We start from the raw sequence: 19,564 nt of genomic DNA on the forward strand, positions 1-19,564 counted from the left end.
GGGGCTCAGGGGCCGTCGCGAAAGCGCGTCCAGACCCGGTCGCGGACGACGGCGTGCTTCTCCGGCATGGCCGTCAGGGCGTACAGGCGGCGCTTGGTGTCGCGATCCGGGTAGAGCCCGGGCTGGCTGCGCAGGGCCGGGTCGAGGAACGCCTGGGAGTCGGCATTGCCGTTGGGGTAGAGGGTCTCCTCGGTGATCCGGGCGGCGACCTCGGGTTGCAGCAGGTAGTCGATGAGGCGGTGGGCCAGGTCGGCGCGGCGGGCGCTACGCGGGATCACCAGGTTGTCGATGAACAGCACCGAGCCCTCGTCCGGCACCACGAAGCGCACCGGTTGGCCGGCGTCGGCGGCGGCCAGGGCGTCGCCGACCCAGGCCATGGCCAGGCACAGGCGGCCGTGGTTGAGGTCGTCGATGTAGCGCTCGCTGTCGATGTAGCGCAGGTGGGGGCGCAGGCCGTCGAGCACGCTGGCGGCGCGCTCGATGCGGCTCGGCGCGCTGCGCGTCAGGTTGCGGCCCTGGTAGTTGAGCAGCAGCGACAGGGTCTCGTCCGGCGCATCCAGCAGGCTGATGCCGCAACTGGCCAGGCGTGCGCTCTGCGCGGCGTCGAACAGCAGGCTCCAGCTGTCCGGCAGCGGCCCGCCGAACGCGGCCTCGGCCTGCGCCGTGTTGATGGCCAGGCCCACCGCGCCCCACAGGTAGGGCACGGCATGGCGATTGTTCGGGTCCGCCGCGGCCAGCTTGCTCAGCAGCTCCTTGTCCAGGTGGGCGCGGTTGGGCAGCAGGGTGAAGTCCAGCGGTTGCAGGGTGCCGGCCGCGATCAGGCCCGGCAGTTCATCGTTCGACGGCACGGCGAGGTCGATGGCGTCGCCGCTGGCCAGGGCCTGGTCCAGTTCGGCGTCGGTGCTGAAGGTGCGGTATTCGACGCGGATGCCGGTTTCGGCCTCGAAGTCCTTGAGCACCTGTGGGGCGATGTAGTCGTTCCAGTTGTAGAAGCGGATGACCTCCTCGGCGCCGGCCAGCAGCGGCGTCAGGGCAAGCAGCAGCGAAGCAAACAAGCGGGGCATGGGCGTCTCCCTGTCAGCATGGTGGTCCACGCCATCCGGCGCGGCCGTCGGGTGCGGCAAGCGCAGGCCGGCCGTTGCCCGCCCGCGCGACAGGCGAGCAGGATGCGACGGGTCCGGCTGAATAGAACGACGCCGGCTCGAGGCCGGCGTCGGGGGTGTTGCTTACACGGTGTGCAGGTACCAGTTGTACTCGAGGTCGGAGATGGTGGTCTCGAACTCCTCCAACTCGGCTTCCTTGCACGCGACGAAGATGTCGATGTACTCGGGGCTGATGTACTTGTTCAGCACCTCGCTGTCGTCCAGTTCGCGCAGGGCATCGCGCAGGTTGTTCGGCAGGCTCTGCTCCAGCTGCTCGTAGGAGTTGCCCTCGATCGGCTCGCCCGGCTCGACCTTGTTGGTCATGCCGTGATGAATGCCGGCGAGGATCGCCGCCATCATCAGGTAGGGGTTGGCATCGGCACCGGCGACCCGGTGTTCGATGCGCACCGCATCGGCACTGCCGGTCGGCACGCGCACCGCCACGGTGCGGTTGTCCAGGCCCCAGCTCGGCGCGTTCGGCACATAGAACTGGGCGCCGAAGCGGCGGTAGGAGTTGACGTTCGGGCAGAGGAAGGCCATCGACGCCGGCATGGTGTCGAGGATGCCGCCGATGGCGTGGCGCAGCACGTCGCTCTGCAGCGGGTCCTCGGAGGTGAAGATGTTCTTGCCGGTTTCCTTGTCGAGCAGCGAGATGTGCACGTGCAGACCGTTGCCGGCCTGGCCCGGATAGGGCTTGGCCATGAAGGTCGAGTCCATCTCGTGGTCGTAGGCGATGTTCTTGATCAGGCGCTTGAGCAGCAGCGCGTAGTCGCAGGCCTTGAGCGCATCGTTGGTGTGATGCAGGTTGACCTCGAACTGCGCCGGGGCGCTCTCCTTGACGATGGCGTCGGCCGGCAGGGCTTGCTCCTTGGCGGCTTCGAGCATGTCCTGCAGGCAGTCGACATACTCGTCGAGGTCATCGATCAGGTAGACCTGGGTCGAATGCGGGCGCTTGCCGGAGATCGGCGAACGCGGCGGCTGCGGACGGCCGTTCACGTTCTCCTGGTCGATCAGGTAGAACTCCAGTTCGAAAGCGGCGCAGATGGTCAGGCCTAGTTCGTCGAACTTCTGCACCACCTGGCGCAATACCTCTCGAGGGTCGGCGAAGAAAGGCGTGCCGTCCAGCTCGTGCATGGTCATCAGCAGTTGCGCGGTGGGGCGCTTCTGCCATGGCTCGTTGCTCAGGGTATTGGGGATGGGGAAGCAGATACGGTCGGCGTCGCCGATATCCAGGCCCAGGCCGGTGCTTTCCACCGTGGAGCCGTTGATATCCAGGGCGAACAGAGAAGCCGGCAGGTTGATGCCTTTCTCGTACACCTTGTGAAGGCTGGCGCGCTCGATGCGCTTGCCGCGCACCACGCCATTCATATCTGCAATGAGAAGGTCGACGAACTGGACCTCAGGATGTTCCTTAAGGAACGCGTTCGCTTCATTAAGCTGAACGGCACGCGGGGGTACCGACATGATGCAACACCTTTTTTGTTAAAAATATCAATCATGCAACTGCACGACTGTGAGTCAATCCTAAACACCTAGCGCTGTCAAGCGAGGCGTATTCTGCCCTAAAAAAGGGCCGTGCGGCCAAATATTAGGGCGTTTCAGGGCGCGCAGCGCCAGTGCTGGCGTGCCGCCCGGCGGACTGTGTTCAATTTTTTACATGGCTATTGTGTAAAAAAATGAACAAGGCTAAGCTCGGCTCAAACCCATAACAGCAATAAAACGGGTGTCCCATGTCGCACCTGCCGTTGATCGGCGTCACCGCCTGTACCAAGCAGATCGGTCTGCATCCCTACCATATAACCGGCGACAAGTATGTTCGCGCCGTGGTCGTCGGAGCCGGTGGCCTGCCACTGATCATCCCCGCCCTGGGCGAACTGATCGACCAGCCGTCGCTGCTCGATAATCTGCACGGCCTGCTGTTCACCGGCTCGCCGTCCAACGTCGAACCCCGTCATTATAGTGGCCCGCCGAGCAGCGCCGGCACTCAGCACGATCCGGCGCGTGACCGCACCACGCTGCCGCTGATCCGTCAGGCCATCGATGCCGGCATCCCGGTGCTGGGCATCTGCCGCGGCTTCCAGGAGATGAACGTGGCCTTCGGTGGCAGCCTGCACCAGAAGGTGCATGAGCTCCCCGGGATGATGGACCACCGCGAGCCGCAGGACGCGCCGCTCGAGGTGCAGTATGCCCCCGCTCACCCGCTGCAGGTGCAGCCGGGCGGGCTGCTCGCCGGCCTCGGCTTGCCGCGCGAGATAGAAGTCAATTCCATTCATGGCCAGGGCGTTGAGCGTCTGGCGCCGGGCCTTCGCGTAGAAGCACTGGCGCCTGACGGGTTGATCGAAGCCTTCTCCGTCGAAGGTGCGCCGAGTTTCGCCCTCGGGGTGCAATGGCACCCCGAGTGGCAGGTAGGATCCAACCCGAATTATCTCGCCATCTTCCAGGCCTTTGGTGAGGCTTGCAGGAAGAGGGCGGGGCAACGCTGAGCCGACTATAAAGGAAACGGCTCTTTCCAACCCTGAGGTCTCTATGAGCGCCAAATTGGACCAGCTTTCGAGCTGGCTGAAAGAACGCAAAATCACCGAAGTCGAATGCCTGGTCAGCGATCTTACCGGTATTGCCCGTGGCAAGATTTCGCCGACCAACAAGTTCCTCGACGAGAAGGGCATGCGCCTCCCCGAGAGCGTGCTGCTGCAGACCGTCACCGGCGACTATGTCGAGGACGACGTCTACTATGAGCTGCTCGACCCGGCCGACATCGACATGGTCTGCCGTCCGGACGAGAACGCCGTGTACCTGGTGCCCTGGGCCATCGAGCCGACCGCCCAGGTGATCCACGACACCTACGACAAGCAGGGCAACCCCATCGAGTTGTCGCCGCGCAACCTGCTGAAGAAGGTGCTCAAGCTCTATGCCGACAAGGGCTGGAAGCCGATCGTCGCGCCGGAGATGGAGTTCTACCTGACCAAGCGCTGCGGCGACCCGGACTTCCCCCTGGAGGCGCCGTTGGGCCGCTCCGGGCGGCCGGAGACCGGCCGCCAGTCGTTCTCCATCGACGCGGCCAACGAGTTCGATCCGCTGTTCGAGGACATGTACGACTGGTGCGAGCTGCAGGGCCTGGACCTGGACACCCTGATCCACGAGGAAGGTCCGGCGCAGATGGAGATCAACTTCCGTCACGGCGACGCCCTGCAATTGGCCGACCAGATCCTGGTGTTCAAGCGCACCATGCGCGAGGCCGCGCTCAAGCACGATGTGGCGGCCACCTTCATGGCCAAGCCGATCACCGACGAGCCGGGCAGTGCCATGCACCTGCACCAGAGCATCATCGACCTGGAGACCGGACGGAACATCTTCTCCAACGACGACGGCTCGATGAGCGAGCTGTTCCTCCACCACATCGGCGGTCTGCAGAAGTTCATCCCCGAGGTGCTGCCGCTGTTCGCGCCGAACGTCAATTCGTTCCGCCGCTTCCTGCCGGACACCTCGGCGCCGGTGAACGTCGAGTGGGGCGAGGAGAACCGCACCGTCGGCCTGCGCGTACCGGACTCCGGCGCGCAGAACCGCCGGGTGGAGAACCGCCTGGCCGGCGCCGACGCCAACCCCTATCTGGCCCTGGCCGCCAGCCTGCTGTGCGGCTATATCGGCATGGTCGAGGGCATCGAGCCGAGCGCCCCGGTGGTGGGCCGCGGCTACGAGCGGCGCAACCTGCGCCTGCCGCTGACCCTGGAGGCGGCGCTGGAGCGCATGGAGACCTGCGAGACCGTGAAGGAATACCTGGGCGGCAAGTTCGTCAGCGGTTATGTCGCGGTCAAGCGCGCCGAGCACGAAAACTTCAAGCGGGTGATCAGCTCCTGGGAGCGTGAGTTCCTGCTGTTGTCGGTCTGAGTGAGCGGGGGCCGGTCGGATCGTCCGGCCCCCGAGCAATGCATGCAATCTGAGGTGGCTATGAGCAAACCCGTGAACAACCCGAAAACCCGCGAATGGCAGGCCATGAGCCGCGAGCACCACCTGGCGCCGTTCAGCGACTACCAGCAGCTGGCGGAGGTCGGCCCGCGCATCATCACCAAGGCCGAGGGCGTGTACCTGTGGGACAGCGAGGGCAACAAGATCCTCGACGGCATGGCCGGCCTGTGGTGCGTGGCGGTGGGGTACGGGCGCGAGGAGCTGGTCGAGGCGGCCAGCAAGCAGATGCGCGAGCTGCCGTTCTACAACACCTTCTTCATGACCGCCCACCCGCCGGTGCTGGAATTGGCCAAGGCCATCGCCGAGCTGGCTCCCGCCGGCATGAACCACGTGTTCTTCACCGGTTCCGGCTCCGAAGGCAACGACACCATGCTGCGCATGGTCCGCCACTACTGGGCGCTCAAGGGCAAGCCGAGCAAGAAGGTGATCATCAGCCGAGTCAACGGCTACCACGGCTCCACCGTGGCCGGCGCCAGCCTGGGCGGCATGAAGTTCATGCACGAGCAGGGCGACCTGCCGATCCCCGGCATCGAGCATATCCCGCAGCCTTACTGGTTCGGCGAAGGCGGCGACATGTCGCCGGACGAGTTCGGCGTCTGGGCCGCCGAGCAGCTGGAGCAGAAGATTCTCGAGGTCGGCGAAGAGAACGTCGCCGCCTTCCTCGCCGAGCCGATCCAGGGCGCCGGCGGGGTGATCATCCCGCCGGACAGCTACTGGCCGAAGATCCGCGAGATCCTCGCCAAGTACGAGATCCTGTTCGTCGCCGACGAGGTCATCTGCGGCTTCGGCCGTACCGGCGAATGGTTCGGCAGCGACTACTACGGCAACACCCCGGACATGATGACCATCGCCAAGGGCCTGACCAGCGGTTATGTGCCCATGGGCGGGCTGATCGTGCGCGACGAGATCGTCGAGGTGCTCAACCGGGGCGGCGACTTCAACCACGGCTTCACCTACTCGGGGCACCCGGTGGGCGCCGCCGTGGCCCTGGAGAACCTGCGCATCCTGCGCGACGAGAAGATCGTCGAGCGGGTCCGGGAGGAGACGGCACCCTATTTGCAGAAACGCCTGCGTGAATTGGCCGACCACCCGCTGGTGGGCGAAGTGCGCGGCGTCGGCATGCTCGGGGCCATCGAGCTGGTCAAGGACAAGGCCAGCCGCGGGCGTTTCCCGGGCGAGCTGGGCGTGGGCATGATCTGTCGCGGTCACTGCTTCGACAACGGCCTGATCATGCGCGCGGTCGGCGACACCATGATCATTTCGCCGCCGCTGGTGATCGGCAAGGCGGAGATCGACGAGTTGGTGGAAAAGGCGCGCCTGTGCCTCGACCTGACCGCCAAGGCCGTATTGAACTGAGTGCCAGACCGTTAGCGTTCCAGGCCCCTTAGGCCTGAAAGTTGTAAAGAGTGCCATGACCTTGCCAGACTGCATCCGTGCGTTGGCCAGGCTCACCGGGAGGTGGTGCAGTGAGGCTGCGCCACGTTCCGGAATACTTCTACGACAACAGGAGCTGTACGCATGAAAAGATTCGGCAAAACCCTTCTCGCGTTGTCCCTGGCGGGCGCCGTCGCCGGTGTCGCCCAGGCCGAGGACAAAGTGCTGCACGTCTACAACTGGTCGGACTACATCGCCGAGGACACCCTGGACAACTTCCAGAAGGAAACCGGCATCAAGGTGGTCTACGACGTCTTCGACAGCAACGAGACCCTGGAAGCCAAGCTGCTCTCCGGTGGTTCGGGCTACGACGTGGTGGTGCCGTCCAACCAGTTCCTCGCCAAGCAGATCAGGGCCGGCGTGTTCCAGAAGCTGGACAAGTCCAAGCTGCCGAACTGGCAGAACCTCAACCCCGACCTGATGAAGGCCCTGGAAGCCGCCGACCCGGGCAACCAGTACGCCTTCCCCTACCTGTGGGGCACCACCGGCATCGGCTACAACCCGGCCAAGGTCAAGGCCGCCCTCGGCGTGGACAAGATCGACTCCTGGGAGGCGGTGTTCAAGCCGGAGAACATGGAGAAGCTCAAGTCCTGCGGCGTCGCCATGCTCGATGCACCGGAGGAAATCTATGCCGCGGCGCTGCACTACCTGGGCAAGAACCCCATCGCGCAGAGCCCGGCGGACGTGAAGGCGGCCGAAGAGCTGCTGCTCCAGGTACGTCCCCACGTCACCTACTTCCACTCCTCCAAGTACATCTCCGACCTGGCCAACGGCAACATCTGCGTAGCGGTCGGCTGGTCCGGCGACGTGTTCCAGGCCCAGGCCCGCGCCGAGGAAGCGAAGAACGACGTGCCGGTGGCCTACGCCATTCCCAAGGAGGGCGCCGCCACCTTCTTCGACATGATGGCCATCCCGGGCGATGCCAAGAACGTCGATGAGGCCTATACCTTCCTCAACTACATCCTCACCCCGGAAGTGATCGCGCCGATCTCCGACTACGTGGCCTATCCGAACGGCAACAGCGCCGCCACGCCGCTGGTGTCCGAGGAAATCCGCAACAACCCGGGCATCTACCCGACCGAGGAAGCCTCGAAGAAGCTCTACACCTTCACCGAGCTGAGCCCCAAGGTGCAGCGCGCCATGACCCGCAGCTGGACCAAGGTCAAGTCGGGCCGCTAAACACACGCAGCCACCCAGCCTCCGGCGGGTCCGTCCGCCGGAGGCCCTAACAATAAGAAGGAAGCTTGTATGCGTTGTTCGATTCTTCCGGCCGGCCCATCGGCCGCGCCTATCGGAGGTGCGTGTTCACGCGCCGGACTGTCCGCCGCCTGGCTGCGCCGGGTCATGGCCGTTGGCTGGCCCTAAGCCGCTCAACAGCCGCAGTCTTTTCCGATAAAGTGCCGGCCCTTTTGCCCATGGGCCGCTGATGAAAGAGGACCTACGCATGCGCATTTCCCTCGGCAAGACCCTCGCCACAGGCGCCCTGACCCTCGGCCTGACGACCCTGGCCCAGGCGGCAGGAACCGTCCATATCTACAACTGGAGCGACTACATCGGCGAAACCACCCTGGCCGACTTCGAGCAGGCCAGCGGGATCAAACCGGTGTACGACGTCTTCGATTCCAACGAGACCCTGGAAGGCAAACTGCTGGCCGGCCGCTCCGGCTACGACCTGGTGGTGCCGTCCAACCATTTCCTCGGCAAGCAGATCAAGGCCGGCGCCTTCCAGAAGCTCGACCGCAGCCTGCTGCCGAACTGGGACAACCTCGACCCGGCGCTGCTCAAACAGCTGCAGCGCAACGATCCGGGCAATCAGTATTCGGTGCCCTACCTGTGGGGCACCAACGGCATCGGCTACAACGTCGAGAAGGTCAAGGCGGTGCTCGGCGTCGACAAGATCGACTCCTGGGCCACGGTCTTCGAACCGGAGAACATGCAGAAGCTCAAGGGCTGCGGCGTGGCCTTCCTCGATTCGGCCGACGAGATGATCCCGGCGGTGCTCAACTACCTGGGCCTGGACCCCAACAGCACCGAGCGCGCCGACTACCAGGCCGCCGAGGCCAAGCTGCTGGCCGTGCGCCCCTACGTCACCTACTTCCACTCCTCCAAGTACATCGGCGACCTGGCCAACGGCAACATCTGTGTGGCCGTGGGCTTCTCCGGCGACATGCTGCAGGCCGCCGACCGCGCCGAGGAGGCCGGCCGGGGCATCGAGATCCGCTACGCGATCCCCAAGGAGGGCGCCAACCTGTGGTTCGACATGCTCGCCATCCCCGCCGATGCCGGCAACGTCGAGGAGGCCCACGCCTTCATCAACTACCTGCTGGAGCCGGCGGTGATAGCCGGGATCAGCGATTACGTCGGTTACGCCAATCCCAATACCAAGGCCGGTGAGTTGATGGATCAGGACGTACGCAACGACGAGGCGGTGTACCCGCCGCAAGCGGTTTTGGACAGGTTGTATATCTCGGCGGAGCTGCCGACCAAGGTGCAAAGGCTGATGACCCGTAGCTGGACCAAGGTCAAATCAGGCCAGTAAAAATTCAAACGCCCGGCCGCAGGGGTTGGGCGCTATTTTCCGGGAGTTTTGGTAATGGCAGTTGCTTCTAGTGCCTATAAGAAGGTCCTCGAGGGCGATCAGCAGCCCAAAGAGGTACTGGTCAAGATCGAACGGGTGACCAAGAAGTTCGACGAGACGGTCGCCGTCGACGACGTCTCGCTGACCATCAACAAGGGCGAGATCTTCGCCCTGCTCGGCGGCTCCGGCTCCGGCAAGTCGACCCTGCTGCGCATGCTCGCCGGCTTCGAGCGGCCCACCGAGGGGCGCATCTTCCTCGACGGCGAGGACATCACCGACATGCCGCCCTACGAGCGGCCGATCAACATGATGTTCCAGTCCTACGCGCTGTTCCCGCACATGAGCGTGGCCGACAACATCGCCTTCGGCCTCAAGCAGGACCGCATGGCCAAGGCCGAGATCGACGCCCGGGTCGAGGAGATGCTCAAGCTGGTGCACATGACCCAGTACGCCAGGCGCAAGCCGCACCAGCTCTCCGGCGGCCAGCGCCAGCGCGTGGCCCTGGCCCGTTCGCTGGCCAAGCGACCCAAGCTGCTGCTGCTCGACGAGCCCATGGGCGCCCTGGACAAGAAGCTGCGCTCGCAGATGCAGCTGGAACTGGTGGAGATCATCGAGCGGGTCGGGGTGACCTGCGTGATGGTGACCCACGACCAGGAAGAGGCCATGACCATGGCCCAGCGCATCGCCATCATGCACTTGGGCTGGATCGCCCAGATCGGCAGCCCGGTGGACATCTACGAGACGCCCACCAGCCGCCTGGTCTGCGAGTTCATCGGCAACGTCAACCTGTTCGACGGCCAGGTGGTCGAGGACATGGAGGGCCATGCGCTGATCGACAGCCCGGACCTGGAGCGCAACATCTTCGTCGGCCACGGCGTCAGCACCTCGGTGCAGGACAAGAGCATCACCTACGCCATTCGCCCGGAGAAGCTGCTGGTCACCACCGAGCAGCCGACCTGCGAGCACAACTGGTCGCGTGGCACCGTGCACGACATCGCCTACCTGGGCGGTCACTCGGTGTTCCACGTGCAGCTGCCCAGCGGCAAGATCGTCCAGTCCTTCGTCGCCAATGCCGAGCGCCGCGGCGCGCGGCCGACCTGGGACGACGAGGTCTTCGTCTGGTGGGAGGACGACAGCGGGGTGGCGTTGCGCTCATGAACATTTCCCGAAGCATCAACCGTCGGCTGCCCAAGGGCCGCCACTTCGTCATAGGCGTGCCCTTCGTCTGGCTGTTCCTGTTCTTCCTGCTGCCCTTCGCCATCGTGCTGAAGATCAGCTTCGCCGAAGCCGACCTGGCCATCCCGCCCTATACGGAGATCTACGCCTGGGCCGACAACCAGCTGTCGCTGGTGATCAACCTGGGCAACTACATCTTCCTCAGCGAGGACGAGCTGTACCTGGCCGCCTACCTCGGCTCGTTGCAGATGGCCTTCTTCAGCACCCTGCTGTGCCTGCTGATCGGCTATCCGATGGCCTACGCCATCGCTCGCGCGCCCAAGGAAATGCAGACGGTGTTCCTGTTGCTGATCATGATGCCGACCTGGACCGCGATCCTGATCCGCGTCTATGCCTGGATGGGCATCCTCAGCAGCAACGGCCTGCTCAACAGCCTGCTGCTGAGCCTGGGCCTGATCGACACGCCGGTGCGCATCCTCAACACCAACGTCGCGGTGTACATCGGCATCGTCTACTCCTACCTGCCGTTCATGGTCCTGCCGCTCTACGCCAACCTGGTCAAGCACGACCAGAGCCTGCTGGAGGCGGCGGCGGACCTCGGCTCGAGCAACTTCAACAGCTTCTGGAAGATCACCGTGCCGCTGTCGAAGAACGGCATCATCGCCGGCTGCATGCTGGTGTTCATCCCGGTGGTCGGCGAGTTCGTCATCCCCGAGCTGCTCGGCGGGCCGGAGACCCTGATGATCGGCAAGGTGCTGTGGCAGGAGTTCTTCAACAACCGCGACTGGCCGGTGGCGGCCTCCCTGGCGGTGGTGATGCTGGCGATCCTGATCATCCCGATCATCCTGTTCAACCGTAACCAAGCCAAAGAGATGGAGGGCAGGGTATGAAGAAGCTCTCTGATACTGCGCCAAGCATCCTGTTCAACCGGCTTCCAACCTGGAACCGAGCGAAGGAAATGGAGGGTCGCGTATGAAGCGCCTGAATTTCTCCACCCTCATGCTCTGGGCCGGGCTGGTGTTCATCTACCTGCCGATGGTCATTCTGGTGATCTACTCGTTCAACGGCTCGCGCCTGGTCACGGTATGGGGCGGCTGGTCGGTGAAGTGGTACGTCGGCCTGCTCGACAACACCCAGCTGATGAATGCGGTGATGCGCTCCCTGGAGATCGCCCTGTATACGGCCATCGCCGCCGTTGCGCTCGGGACCCTGGCGGCCTTCGTGCTGACCCGGGTGACCCGCTTCAAGGGGCGCACCCTGTTCGGCGGCCTGGTCACAGCGCCCCTGGTGATGCCCGAGGTGATCACCGGTCTGTCGCTGCTGCTGCTGTTCGTGGCCATGGCCCAGCTGATCGGCTGGCCCGCCGAGCGCGGCCTGCTGACCATCTGGATCGCCCACACCACCTTCTGCACCGCCTATGTGTCGGTGGTGGTGTCGTCGCGTCTGCGCGAGCTGGACCTGTCCATCGAGGAGGCGGCCATGGACCTGGGCGCCAAGCCCTGGAAGGTGTTCTTCCTGATCACGGTGCCGATGATCGCGCCGTCCCTGGCGGCTGGCGGCATGATGTCCTTCGCCCTGTCGCTGGACGACCTGGTGCTGGCCAGCTTCGTCTCCGGTCCCGGCTCCACCACCCTGCCGATGGAGATCTTCTCCGCCGTGCGCCTGGGGGTGAAGCCGGAGATCAACGCCGTGGCCAGCCTGATCCTGCTGGCGGTGTCGCTGGTCACCTTCATGGTCTGGTTCTTCGCCCGGCGTGCCGAGGAGCGGCGCAAGCGCGCCATCCAGCAGGCCATGGACGAAACCACCGGTGCCAGCCAGCAGAAAGGCCCGGACGGCCGGCGCGATCCGTCGCAGCAAGCGGCGGTGGCCTAGCGGGGCGGGGCCTTCACGAGAGAGGGAAAAGGGTCACTGTGGTGGCCCTTTTTCTTTGGGGCCGGGCGGCCGCTGCGGCCGGCTCACGGCGCTGGCGCGTCGGACCAGTCGCAGAAGCAGCCCACCGCCAGGGTATTGCTGGCATCGACCGCGCGCCCGGCGGCCAGGGCCTCGAGGATGGGCTCGATGAAGCTGTTGCTCGCGTTGCAGGTCAGGCCTTCGCTGTAGGGGCCGAAGTAGGCCAGGCGGCCGCTGCGGTCCCAGATGGCAACCGCCGGGCTGGCCGGTATGTGCGCGACCCCGGGCAGTGTCGGCAGCGCCTGCAGCTTCTCCAGGCCGGCCGGCAGCCGACCTCGGCTGCCGGCCTTCTGCACCGCGTAGAAGGCCACGCCGCGGGGGGCGAACTGGTCGATCAGCTCGCCCAGGTGCTGCTGGTTGCCGACGTTGCAGGGGCAGGCCGGGTCCCAGAAGTGCACCAGGCGAATCGGCCCGGGCCCGGCCAGCTCGTCCGGCAGGCGCAGCTCGGCGCCGGAGAACAGCGCCGCCCGTTCGTCGAAGGGGCGCAGGTAGCGCCCCTCGAACCAGCGCACGGCGCTGAACAGGGCGGCGGCCCCGACCAGGGTGAGCAGGCAGGCGAGCAGGGTCTTGCGGCGGGGGCGGGGCATGGCGTGGCGATCGCGAAAAGGGCGCCTAGCTTGCCACGATGCGCACTTGAGCTGAACATCTGCGCGCGGCTGCGGCACAATGCCGCTGCGCCGCCGTCTCCGTCCGGCCACAGGGAGCCTTAATGCCAGAGCCTTTCAACCCCGATCACCTGCGCCCGCTGTTGCGACCACTGGCCGCGGGCACGCTGGAGTTGCCGGCGATACAGGCCTATCGGGCGTTCTACGGTATCGACCTGGGACGGCAGCATGCCCATCTGGACAGCCGTCTGGGCAGTTTCCCGGTCGCCGGCTACCAGATCGCCGCCCAGCTCTGGGCGCCGCCCCAGCCACGGGCGACCCTGTTGCTGGTGCACGGCTACTACGATCACATGGGGCTGTACCGCCATGTGATCGACTGGGCGCTGGGCATGAACTTCGCGGTGCTCGCCTGCGATCTGCCGGGCCATGGCCTGTCCAGCGGCCCCCGGGCCAGCATCGACGACTTCGCCGAATACCAGCAGGTGCTGGTCGGGCTGCTCGACGAGGCGGCGCAGCTGGGGTTGCCGCAACCCTGGCACCTGTGCGGGCAGAGCACCGGCGGGGCGATCCTGCTGGACTACCTGCTGAGCGGCGCGCCGCGCCCCGAGGTGGGCCAGAGCATCCTCCTGGCTCCGCTGGTGCGGCCACGGGCCTGGGCCTGGTCGAAGCTCAGCTATCGCCTGCTCAGCCCCTTCGTCAAGGCGATACCCCGGCGTTTCAGCGAAAACTCCCACGACGCCGAATTCATCGATTTCGTGCAGAACCGCGACCCCTTGCAGCCGCGCAACCTGCCGACCGCCTGGTTCGCCGCGCTGGCCCGCTGGGTGCCGCGGATCGAGGCGGCGCCCCGCAGCGCCGCCAGCCCGCTGATCGTCCAGGGCGAGGCGGACATGACGGTGGACTGGGGGCATAACCTCGAGGTGCTGCGGGAGAAGTTCGCCGCGCCCCAGATCCTGTGCCTGCCCGAGGCGCGCCATCACCTGGCCAATGAGGTGCCGGCCTTGCGTCAGCGCTACTTCGACTTTCTCCGCGAGCGGGTTGCCTGAGGGCTCAGATGCCCTGGGGGGCGGGCTCCAGCTCGGCGGCGCTCTGCCCCACGGCCAGCCCGGCCCGGACCGCCGCCAGGGCCGCCTGGTAATAGGCCTGGCCGGCGGTGGACTGGGCGAAGTCGACGAACTCCTCCAGTTCCGGGTCGGACAGCTCGCGGTAGACGTGCAGCAGGGTGTTGTCCAGGTCTGCGCCGATCTGCTCGATCAGGTGCTGGCGCTGGCTGTCCAGCAGGGTGTGGGCGGCGCCGCCGCCGAGTAGCCCGGGGAGCATCTGGCTGAGGCTGTCGGCGGCCACCCCGGCCAGGGCCAGGCTGATCTCGGCGCCGGCTTCCTCGGCCGGCAGGGCCTGGGCCAGGTGGCGGATCAGCAGGCGTCGGGTGGCGCTGGCCTCGCCGCGCGGCAGGCCGTCGGCGTGCAGCGCCAGTTGCTCGCGGCTGGTGGCGAGCAGCTCGGCGGCGACCACCTTGCGTCCCAGCGGCGACTGAAAGAACTGCAGCGCCGGCGCCGGGTCGGCCAGCTGCTGGCGCAGGCTGAACTGCGCGCGCTGGTCCATCGCCCGCGGGTCGAAGCGGCGGTTGCTGTTCTCCACCAGGGCCTGGTACACCGCCGGCGGCAGGGTGCGCCGATAGCGTTCCTGGGCGGCGCGCAGGGCGTCGTTGAAGTGTGCCCGTTGTTGCGGCCAGCCGGCGGCCTGGTACAGCTGCAGATGGGTGTCGGCCAGGCTCGGCAGGCTGAAGATCAGCAACAAGATGACGCAGAGGACACGCATACTGACTCCTGGGTAGCGGGCGGCTATTTTCAATGGCCGAACGATGCTTGTCGAGGCGCTCCGCCCTGCCACGCTGTAGAATCGCCGGCATGCCTACCGACGCCCATGATCTGCCCCTCTCGAACATAGTCGACGACCTAGCCGAACAGGGCTGGTCGCTGCGGCCGCTGTTCGTGCCTAATGCTCTGACCCTCGAACTGGCCGATGAGTGCCGTCGGCGGGCGGCACGGGGCGCCCTGACCCCGGCCGGCGTCGGCAAGGCCCAGGAGGTGCGCGAAGGCATCCGCGGCGATCGCATCGAATGGCTGGACGCCGGCCAGTCGGCGGCCTGCGACGGCTACCTGGCGCTGCTCGACGAGCTGCGCCTGGCCCTCAATCGCGAGTTGTTCCTGGGCCTGGAGGATTACGAGAGCCACTTCGCCCTCTATCCGCCCGGGGCCTTCTACCAGAAGCACCTGGACCGCTTCCGCGACGACGACCGTCGCGCGGTGTCGGTGGTGCTCTACCTCAACTCGGACTGGCAGCCCGAGCATGGCGGCGCCTTGCGCCTGTACCTGGCGGACGGTTCGACCCGCGACATCGCGCCCGAGGCCGGCAGCCTGGTGGTATTCCTCTCGGCGGAGATGCTCCACGAGGTATTGCCGACCAGCCGCGAGCGCCTGTCGCTGACCGGATGGTTCCGCCGCCGCGGCGCCGATCCGCTGTAACTGTGTAGAGGAGGAGCGATGCAGAAGATCTTGGTCAGCCGTTGCCTGCTCGGCCATCCGGTGCGCTACGACGGCGGCGCCCACGGCCCCTTCGGGCTGCTCGAGCGCTGGCAGGCCGAGGGTCGCGTGGTGGCCCTGTGTCCGGAGGTGGCCGGTGGCTTGCCGACGCCGCGGCCGCCGGCGGAAATCCCCGGTGGTCAGGGCGGCCAGGTGCTCGACGGCCTGCTGCCGGTGCGCAGTGTGGACGGCGAGGACTTCACTGCCGCCTTCCTCGCCGGGGCGCAGCAGGCGCTGGCACTGGTCGAGCGGCACCAGATTCGCCTGGCGTTGCTCAAGGCGCGCAGCCCCTCCTGCGGCAACCGCGAGAACTACGACGGCAGCTTCAGCGGGCGCAGGGTCGCCGGCGAGGGGGTGACCGCCGCGCTGCTGCGTCGCGCCGGTGTGCAGATCTTCAGCGAGGAGGAGCTGGCCGAGGCCGAGGCGGCGTTGCGCCGACTGGAGGCGGGTTGAGCGAGCGCTCGGCGAAAGCGAAAAGGGAGACCCATGGCCTCCCTTTTTCGTGGCGCGGCGCGGCTTAGAACAGCACGCGGCTGCGGATGGTGCCGCGCACGTGCTGCAGCTTCTCCAGGGCCAGGTCCGAGTACTCGGCGTCGACGTCGATCACCACGTAGCCGACCTTGTCGTTGGTCTGCAGGAACTGGCCGGAGATGTTGATGCCGTTGTCGGCGAACACCTTGTTGATCTCGCTCATCACCCCCGGTACGTTGGCGTGGATGTGCAGCAGGCGGTGCTTGCCCGGGTGCGAGGGCAGGGCCACCTCGGGGAAGTTGACCGAGGACACCGAGGTGCCGTTGTCGCTGTACTTGACCAGCTTCTCCGCCACTTCCAGGCCGATGTTGGCCTGCGCCTCGGCGGTGGAGCCGCCGATGTGCGGGGTCAGGATCACCCGGTCCAGGCCGCGCAGCGGGCTGGCGAACTCTTCCTCGTTGGACTTGGGCTCGACCGGGAACACGTCGATGGCGGCGCCGATCAGGTGTTCGTCCTCGATCGCCGCGGCCAGGTGGTCCAGTTCGACCACGGTGCCACGGGCGGCGTTGATCAGGATGCCGCCCTTCTTCATGGCGCGGATTTCCTTCTCGCCGATCATCCACTGGGTCGAGGGCAGCTCCGGCACATGCAGCGAGACGATGTCGCACATGCCCAGCAATTCGTGCAGGTTGCCGATCTGCGTGGCGTTGCCCAGCGGCAGCTTGGTCACCACGTCGTAGAAGTACACCTGCATGCCCATGGCCTCGGCCAGCACCGACAGCTGGGTGCCGATCGAGCCGTAGCCGACGATGCCGAGCTTCTTGCCGCGGATCTCGAAGGAGTTGGCCGCGCTCTTGATCCAGCCGCCGCGGTGGCAGGAGGCGTTCTTCTCCGGGATGCCGCGCAGCAGCAGGATGGCCTCGGCCAGCACCAGTTCGGCCACCGAGCGGGTGTTCGAGTAGGGGGCGTTGAACACCGCGATGCCGCGCTCGCGGGCCGCGTGCAGGTCGACCTGGTTGGTGCCGATGCAGAAACAGCCGACCGCCACCAGCTTGCTCGCGCAGTCGAAGACCTCGGCGGTCAGCTGGGTGCGCGAGCGGATGCCGATGAAGTGGGCCTCGGCGATCTTCTCTTTCAGTTCGTCGCCTGACAGGGCGCCCTTGTGGTACTCGATGTTGGTGTAGCCGGCGGCCCTCAGGGTGTCCACGGCATTCTGGTGGACGCCTTCGAGGAGAAGGAACTTGATCTTGCTCTTGTCGAGAGAGGTCTTGCTCATCGGAGTACCTGTTGTCCCACAAATAGTGTCAGGAAAGGCGTCAGCGGCAGCGCTGACCGGAGCCGCCAAATCGGTGCCGGGGGCACGATTCACGGGGTGCGTATGCTAGCATGATCTCCTTTTTCCATGCTTGGTTACGACCTGAATGGTTCTCAGGGCGACCATGAATCGATTGAGAGTTCACTAGATGACCCCAGCTGCCCTGATCGAAGAACTGCAGACCCTGGTCGAGCCCGGCAAGGTGCTCACCGACGCCGACTCCCTCGCCACCTACGGCAAGGACTGGACCAAACACTTCGCCCCGGCGCCCAGCGCCATCGTCTTTCCCAAGAGCATCGAGCAGGTCCAGGCCATCGTGCGCTGGGCCAACCGGCACGGGGTCGCCCTGGTGCCGTCGGGCGGGCGTACCGGGCTGTCCGCCGCGGCCGTGGCGGCTAACGGGGAAGTGGTGGTCGCCTTCGACTACATGAACCAGGTCCTCGCCTTCAACGAGTTCGACCGCACCGTGGTCTGCCAGCCGGGGGTGGTCACCCAGCAGCTGCAGGACTTCGCCGAAGACCAGGGGCTGTACTACCCGGTGGACTTCGCCTCCGCCGGTTCCAGCCAGATCGGCGGCAACATCGCCACCAATGCCGGCGGGATCAAGGTGATTCGCTACGGCATGACCCGCAACTGGGTGGCCGGGCTCAAGGTCGTCACCGGCACCGGCGAGCTGCTCGAGCTGAACAAGGACCTGATCAAGAACGCCACCGGCTACGACCTGCGCCAGCTGTTTATCGGCGCCGAAGGCACCCTCGGGTTCGTCGTCGAGGCCACCATGCGCCTGGACCGCGCGCCGCGCAACCTCACCGCCATGGTCCTCGGCACTCCGGATTTCGACTCGATCATGCCGGTGCTGCATGCCTTCCAGGGCAAGCTCGACCTGACCGCCTTCGAGTTCTTCTCCGACCGCTGCCTGGACAAGATCCTCGACCGCGGCGACGTGCCGGCGCCCTTCGAGACCCGCACGCCCTTCTATGCGTTGCTGGAGTTCGAGGCGACCACCGAGGAAGTGGCCGAGGCCGCCCTGGCCACCTTCGAGCATTGCGTCGAGCAGGGCTGGGTGCTGGACGGGGTGATGAGCCAGAGCGAACAGCAGCTGCAGAACCTGTGGAAGCTGCGCGAGTACATCTCCGAGACCATCTCGCATTTCACCCCGTACAAGAACGACATCTCGGTCACCGTCTCCAAGGTGCCGGCCTTCCTCGCCGACATCGATGCCCTGGTCAACAGCAACTACCCGGATTTCGAGGTGCTCTGGTACGGCCACATCGGCGACGGCAACCTGCACCTGAACATCCTCAAGCCGGACGCGCTGAGCAAGGACGAGTTCTTCGCCAAGTGCGCCACGGTGAACAAGTGGGTGTTCGAGGTGGTGCAGAAGTACAACGGCTCGATCAGCGCCGAGCACGGCGTCGGCATGACCAAGCGCGATTACCTGGGCTACAGCCGCTCCGAGGCGGAGATCGGCTATATGAAGGCGATCAAGGCGGTGTTCGACCCCAACGGCATCATGAACCCCGGGAAAATTTTCCCGCTCTGACCCCTAGGGTGGGATCGACCCAGGTCTTTTCCACCATGACGAACACCGGGTGGGGAACGCTGAGCGGTTTTCCGCCCTCAGGTCGAGGATCGCTCCATGAGTTATCAACACCAATACACCGACGGCACCCCGATCCACTTCCCCCTGGGCAAGGTGGTGTGCATCGGCCGCAACTATGCCGAGCACGCCAAGGAGCTGAACAACCCGGTGCCGAGCGAGCCCCTGCTGTTCATCAAGCCGGGCAGCTGCGTGGTGCCCCTGGAGGCGGGTTTCGGCATTCCCGCGGACCGCGGCGCGGTGCACTTCGAGGCGGAGATCGCCGTGCTGATCGGCAAGCCGCTGTCGCGCACGCCGGACACCGAGGAGGTGCGCGACGCCATCTCCGGCTTCGCCCCGGCCCTGGACCTGACCCTGCGCGAGGTGCAGGCCCGGCTCAAGGAGCAGGGCTACCCCTGGGAAATCGCCAAGTCCTTCGACGGCGCCTGCGTGCTGGCGCCCTTCGTGCCGGGCGATGCCGTCGAAGACCTGGGCGATATCGGCATTCGTCTGGCCATCAACGGCGAGGTACGCCAGGACGGCAATAGCCGCGACATGCTCAATCCCATCCTGCCGTTGATCCGGCACATCTGCGGCCACTTCAGCCTGCAGCCGGGCGATGTGGTACTCACCGGCACGCCGGTCGGCGTCGGCCCCCTGCACCGGGGCGACGAGCTGGTGCTGGAGCTGCCCGGGCAGTCGCGCTTCGCCAGCCGGGTGCTGTAACGGCTCATGCGTCGAGGCGCCCGCCGGGCGCCTTCTATCGCGG

At 66.0% G+C, this 19,564-nt stretch carries 18 protein-coding genes; 13 read left to right on the forward strand and 5 right to left on the reverse strand.

Translation table 11 applies throughout. From position 1 onward, the window contains the following. Positions 1-5 precede the first annotated feature (5 nt). Positions 6-1,064, reverse strand: a complete 1,059-nt coding sequence (locus tag ACSX1C_RS16835) for an extracellular solute-binding protein (protein WP_439887097.1) — start codon at positions 1,062-1,064, stop codon at positions 6-8. A gap of 162 nt (positions 1,065-1,226) precedes the next feature. Continuing rightward, positions 1,227-2,606 carry a glutamine synthetase family protein gene (locus ACSX1C_RS16840; protein ID WP_439887098.1) on the reverse strand — a complete coding sequence of 460 codons (1,380 nt, stop codon included), beginning with the start codon at positions 2,604-2,606 and terminating at the stop codon, positions 1,227-1,229. A 266-nt stretch (positions 2,607-2,872) separates the two neighbouring features. Here ACSX1C_RS16840 and ACSX1C_RS16845 point away from each other — a divergent pair, with 266 nt between their 5' ends. From ACSX1C_RS16845 to ACSX1C_RS16880, 8 genes are all read left to right on the forward strand, one after another. Further along, positions 2,873-3,625 carry a gamma-glutamyl-gamma-aminobutyrate hydrolase family protein gene (locus tag ACSX1C_RS16845; RefSeq protein ID WP_439887099.1) on the forward strand — a complete coding sequence of 251 codons (753 nt, stop codon included), beginning with the start codon at positions 2,873-2,875 and terminating at the stop codon, positions 3,623-3,625. A 43-nt stretch (positions 3,626-3,668) separates the two neighbouring features. After that, a complete protein-coding gene (locus tag ACSX1C_RS16850; protein WP_318644104.1) occupies positions 3,669-5,027 on the forward strand; it encodes a glutamine synthetase family protein in 1,359 nt (452 codons plus the stop codon). A 60-nt stretch (positions 5,028-5,087) separates the two neighbouring features. Continuing rightward, the gene (locus ACSX1C_RS16855; protein ID WP_439887100.1) at positions 5,088-6,461 is read left to right on the forward strand and encodes an aspartate aminotransferase family protein; all 1,374 of its coding nucleotides are present in this window, start codon (positions 5,088-5,090) and stop codon (positions 6,459-6,461) included. Between the two features lie 162 nt (positions 6,462-6,623). Beyond that, complete coding sequence (locus ACSX1C_RS16860) at positions 6,624-7,718, forward strand: polyamine ABC transporter substrate-binding protein (RefSeq protein WP_439887101.1); 1,095 nt, start codon at positions 6,624-6,626, stop codon at positions 7,716-7,718. A 265-nt stretch (positions 7,719-7,983) separates the two neighbouring features. After that, on the forward strand, positions 7,984-9,078 hold the full coding sequence (locus ACSX1C_RS16865; RefSeq protein ID WP_439887102.1) for a polyamine ABC transporter substrate-binding protein: 1,095 nt from the start codon (positions 7,984-7,986) through the stop codon (positions 9,076-9,078). 54 nt (positions 9,079-9,132) lie between these two features. Continuing rightward, entirely contained in the window at positions 9,133-10,275 is a 1,143-nt protein-coding gene (potA, locus tag ACSX1C_RS16870) for a polyamine ABC transporter ATP-binding protein (RefSeq protein WP_439887103.1), read from the forward strand. A 26-nt stretch (positions 10,276-10,301) separates the two neighbouring features. Continuing rightward, the gene (locus ACSX1C_RS16875; RefSeq protein ID WP_439889436.1) at positions 10,302-11,183 is read left to right on the forward strand and encodes an ABC transporter permease subunit; all 882 of its coding nucleotides are present in this window, start codon (positions 10,302-10,304) and stop codon (positions 11,181-11,183) included. Positions 11,184-11,265: 82 nt separating this feature from the next. Next, positions 11,266-12,165: an ABC transporter permease subunit gene (locus ACSX1C_RS16880; protein ID WP_439887104.1), complete on the forward strand. Its 900-nt coding sequence runs from the start codon at positions 11,266-11,268 to the stop codon at positions 12,163-12,165. A gap of 83 nt (positions 12,166-12,248) precedes the next feature. Here the strand turns inward: ACSX1C_RS16880 and ACSX1C_RS16885 are convergent, their stop codons facing one another. Next, positions 12,249-12,830, reverse strand: a complete 582-nt coding sequence (locus ACSX1C_RS16885) for a DUF6436 domain-containing protein (protein WP_439887105.1) — start codon at positions 12,828-12,830, stop codon at positions 12,249-12,251. A 122-nt stretch (positions 12,831-12,952) separates the two neighbouring features. Between ACSX1C_RS16885 and ACSX1C_RS16890 the strand changes: the two genes are divergently transcribed. Beyond that, positions 12,953-13,894, forward strand: a complete 942-nt coding sequence (locus ACSX1C_RS16890) for an alpha/beta hydrolase (protein ID WP_439887106.1) — start codon at positions 12,953-12,955, stop codon at positions 13,892-13,894. A gap of 4 nt (positions 13,895-13,898) precedes the next feature. Here the strand turns inward: ACSX1C_RS16890 and ACSX1C_RS16895 are convergent, their stop codons facing one another. Continuing rightward, positions 13,899-14,666: a hypothetical protein gene (locus ACSX1C_RS16895; protein WP_439887107.1), complete on the reverse strand. Its 768-nt coding sequence runs from the start codon at positions 14,664-14,666 to the stop codon at positions 13,899-13,901. Between the two features lie 89 nt (positions 14,667-14,755). On the opposite strand from ACSX1C_RS16895, the gene ACSX1C_RS16900 reads away from it, so the two are divergent. Then, positions 14,756-15,373 carry a 2OG-Fe(II) oxygenase gene (locus ACSX1C_RS16900; protein WP_439887108.1) on the forward strand — a complete coding sequence of 206 codons (618 nt, stop codon included), beginning with the start codon at positions 14,756-14,758 and terminating at the stop codon, positions 15,371-15,373. An 18-nt stretch (positions 15,374-15,391) separates the two neighbouring features. Beyond that, a complete protein-coding gene (locus ACSX1C_RS16905) occupies positions 15,392-15,883 on the forward strand; it encodes a DUF523 domain-containing protein (RefSeq protein WP_318644094.1) in 492 nt (163 codons plus the stop codon). 64 nt (positions 15,884-15,947) lie between these two features. Here the strand turns inward: ACSX1C_RS16905 and serA are convergent, their stop codons facing one another. After that, positions 15,948-17,177, reverse strand: a complete 1,230-nt coding sequence (gene serA, locus ACSX1C_RS16910; protein ID WP_439887109.1) for a phosphoglycerate dehydrogenase — start codon at positions 17,175-17,177, stop codon at positions 15,948-15,950. Positions 17,178-17,364: 187 nt separating this feature from the next. Between serA and ACSX1C_RS16915 the strand changes: the two genes are divergently transcribed. Next, positions 17,365-18,759, forward strand: coding sequence for an FAD-binding oxidoreductase (locus ACSX1C_RS16915; protein ID WP_439887110.1), 1,395 nt, complete (start codon positions 17,365-17,367; stop codon positions 18,757-18,759). 96 nt (positions 18,760-18,855) lie between these two features. Next, positions 18,856-19,521 carry a fumarylacetoacetate hydrolase family protein gene (locus tag ACSX1C_RS16920; RefSeq protein ID WP_439887111.1) on the forward strand — a complete coding sequence of 222 codons (666 nt, stop codon included), beginning with the start codon at positions 18,856-18,858 and terminating at the stop codon, positions 19,519-19,521. The last annotated feature ends 43 nt before the right edge of the window (positions 19,522-19,564 follow it).

The sequence above is a fragment of the Pseudomonas sp. MBLB4123 genome, assembly GCF_051904775.1.
Classification (GTDB): Bacteria; Pseudomonadota; Gammaproteobacteria; order Pseudomonadales; family Pseudomonadaceae; genus Aquipseudomonas; species Aquipseudomonas benzenivorans_B.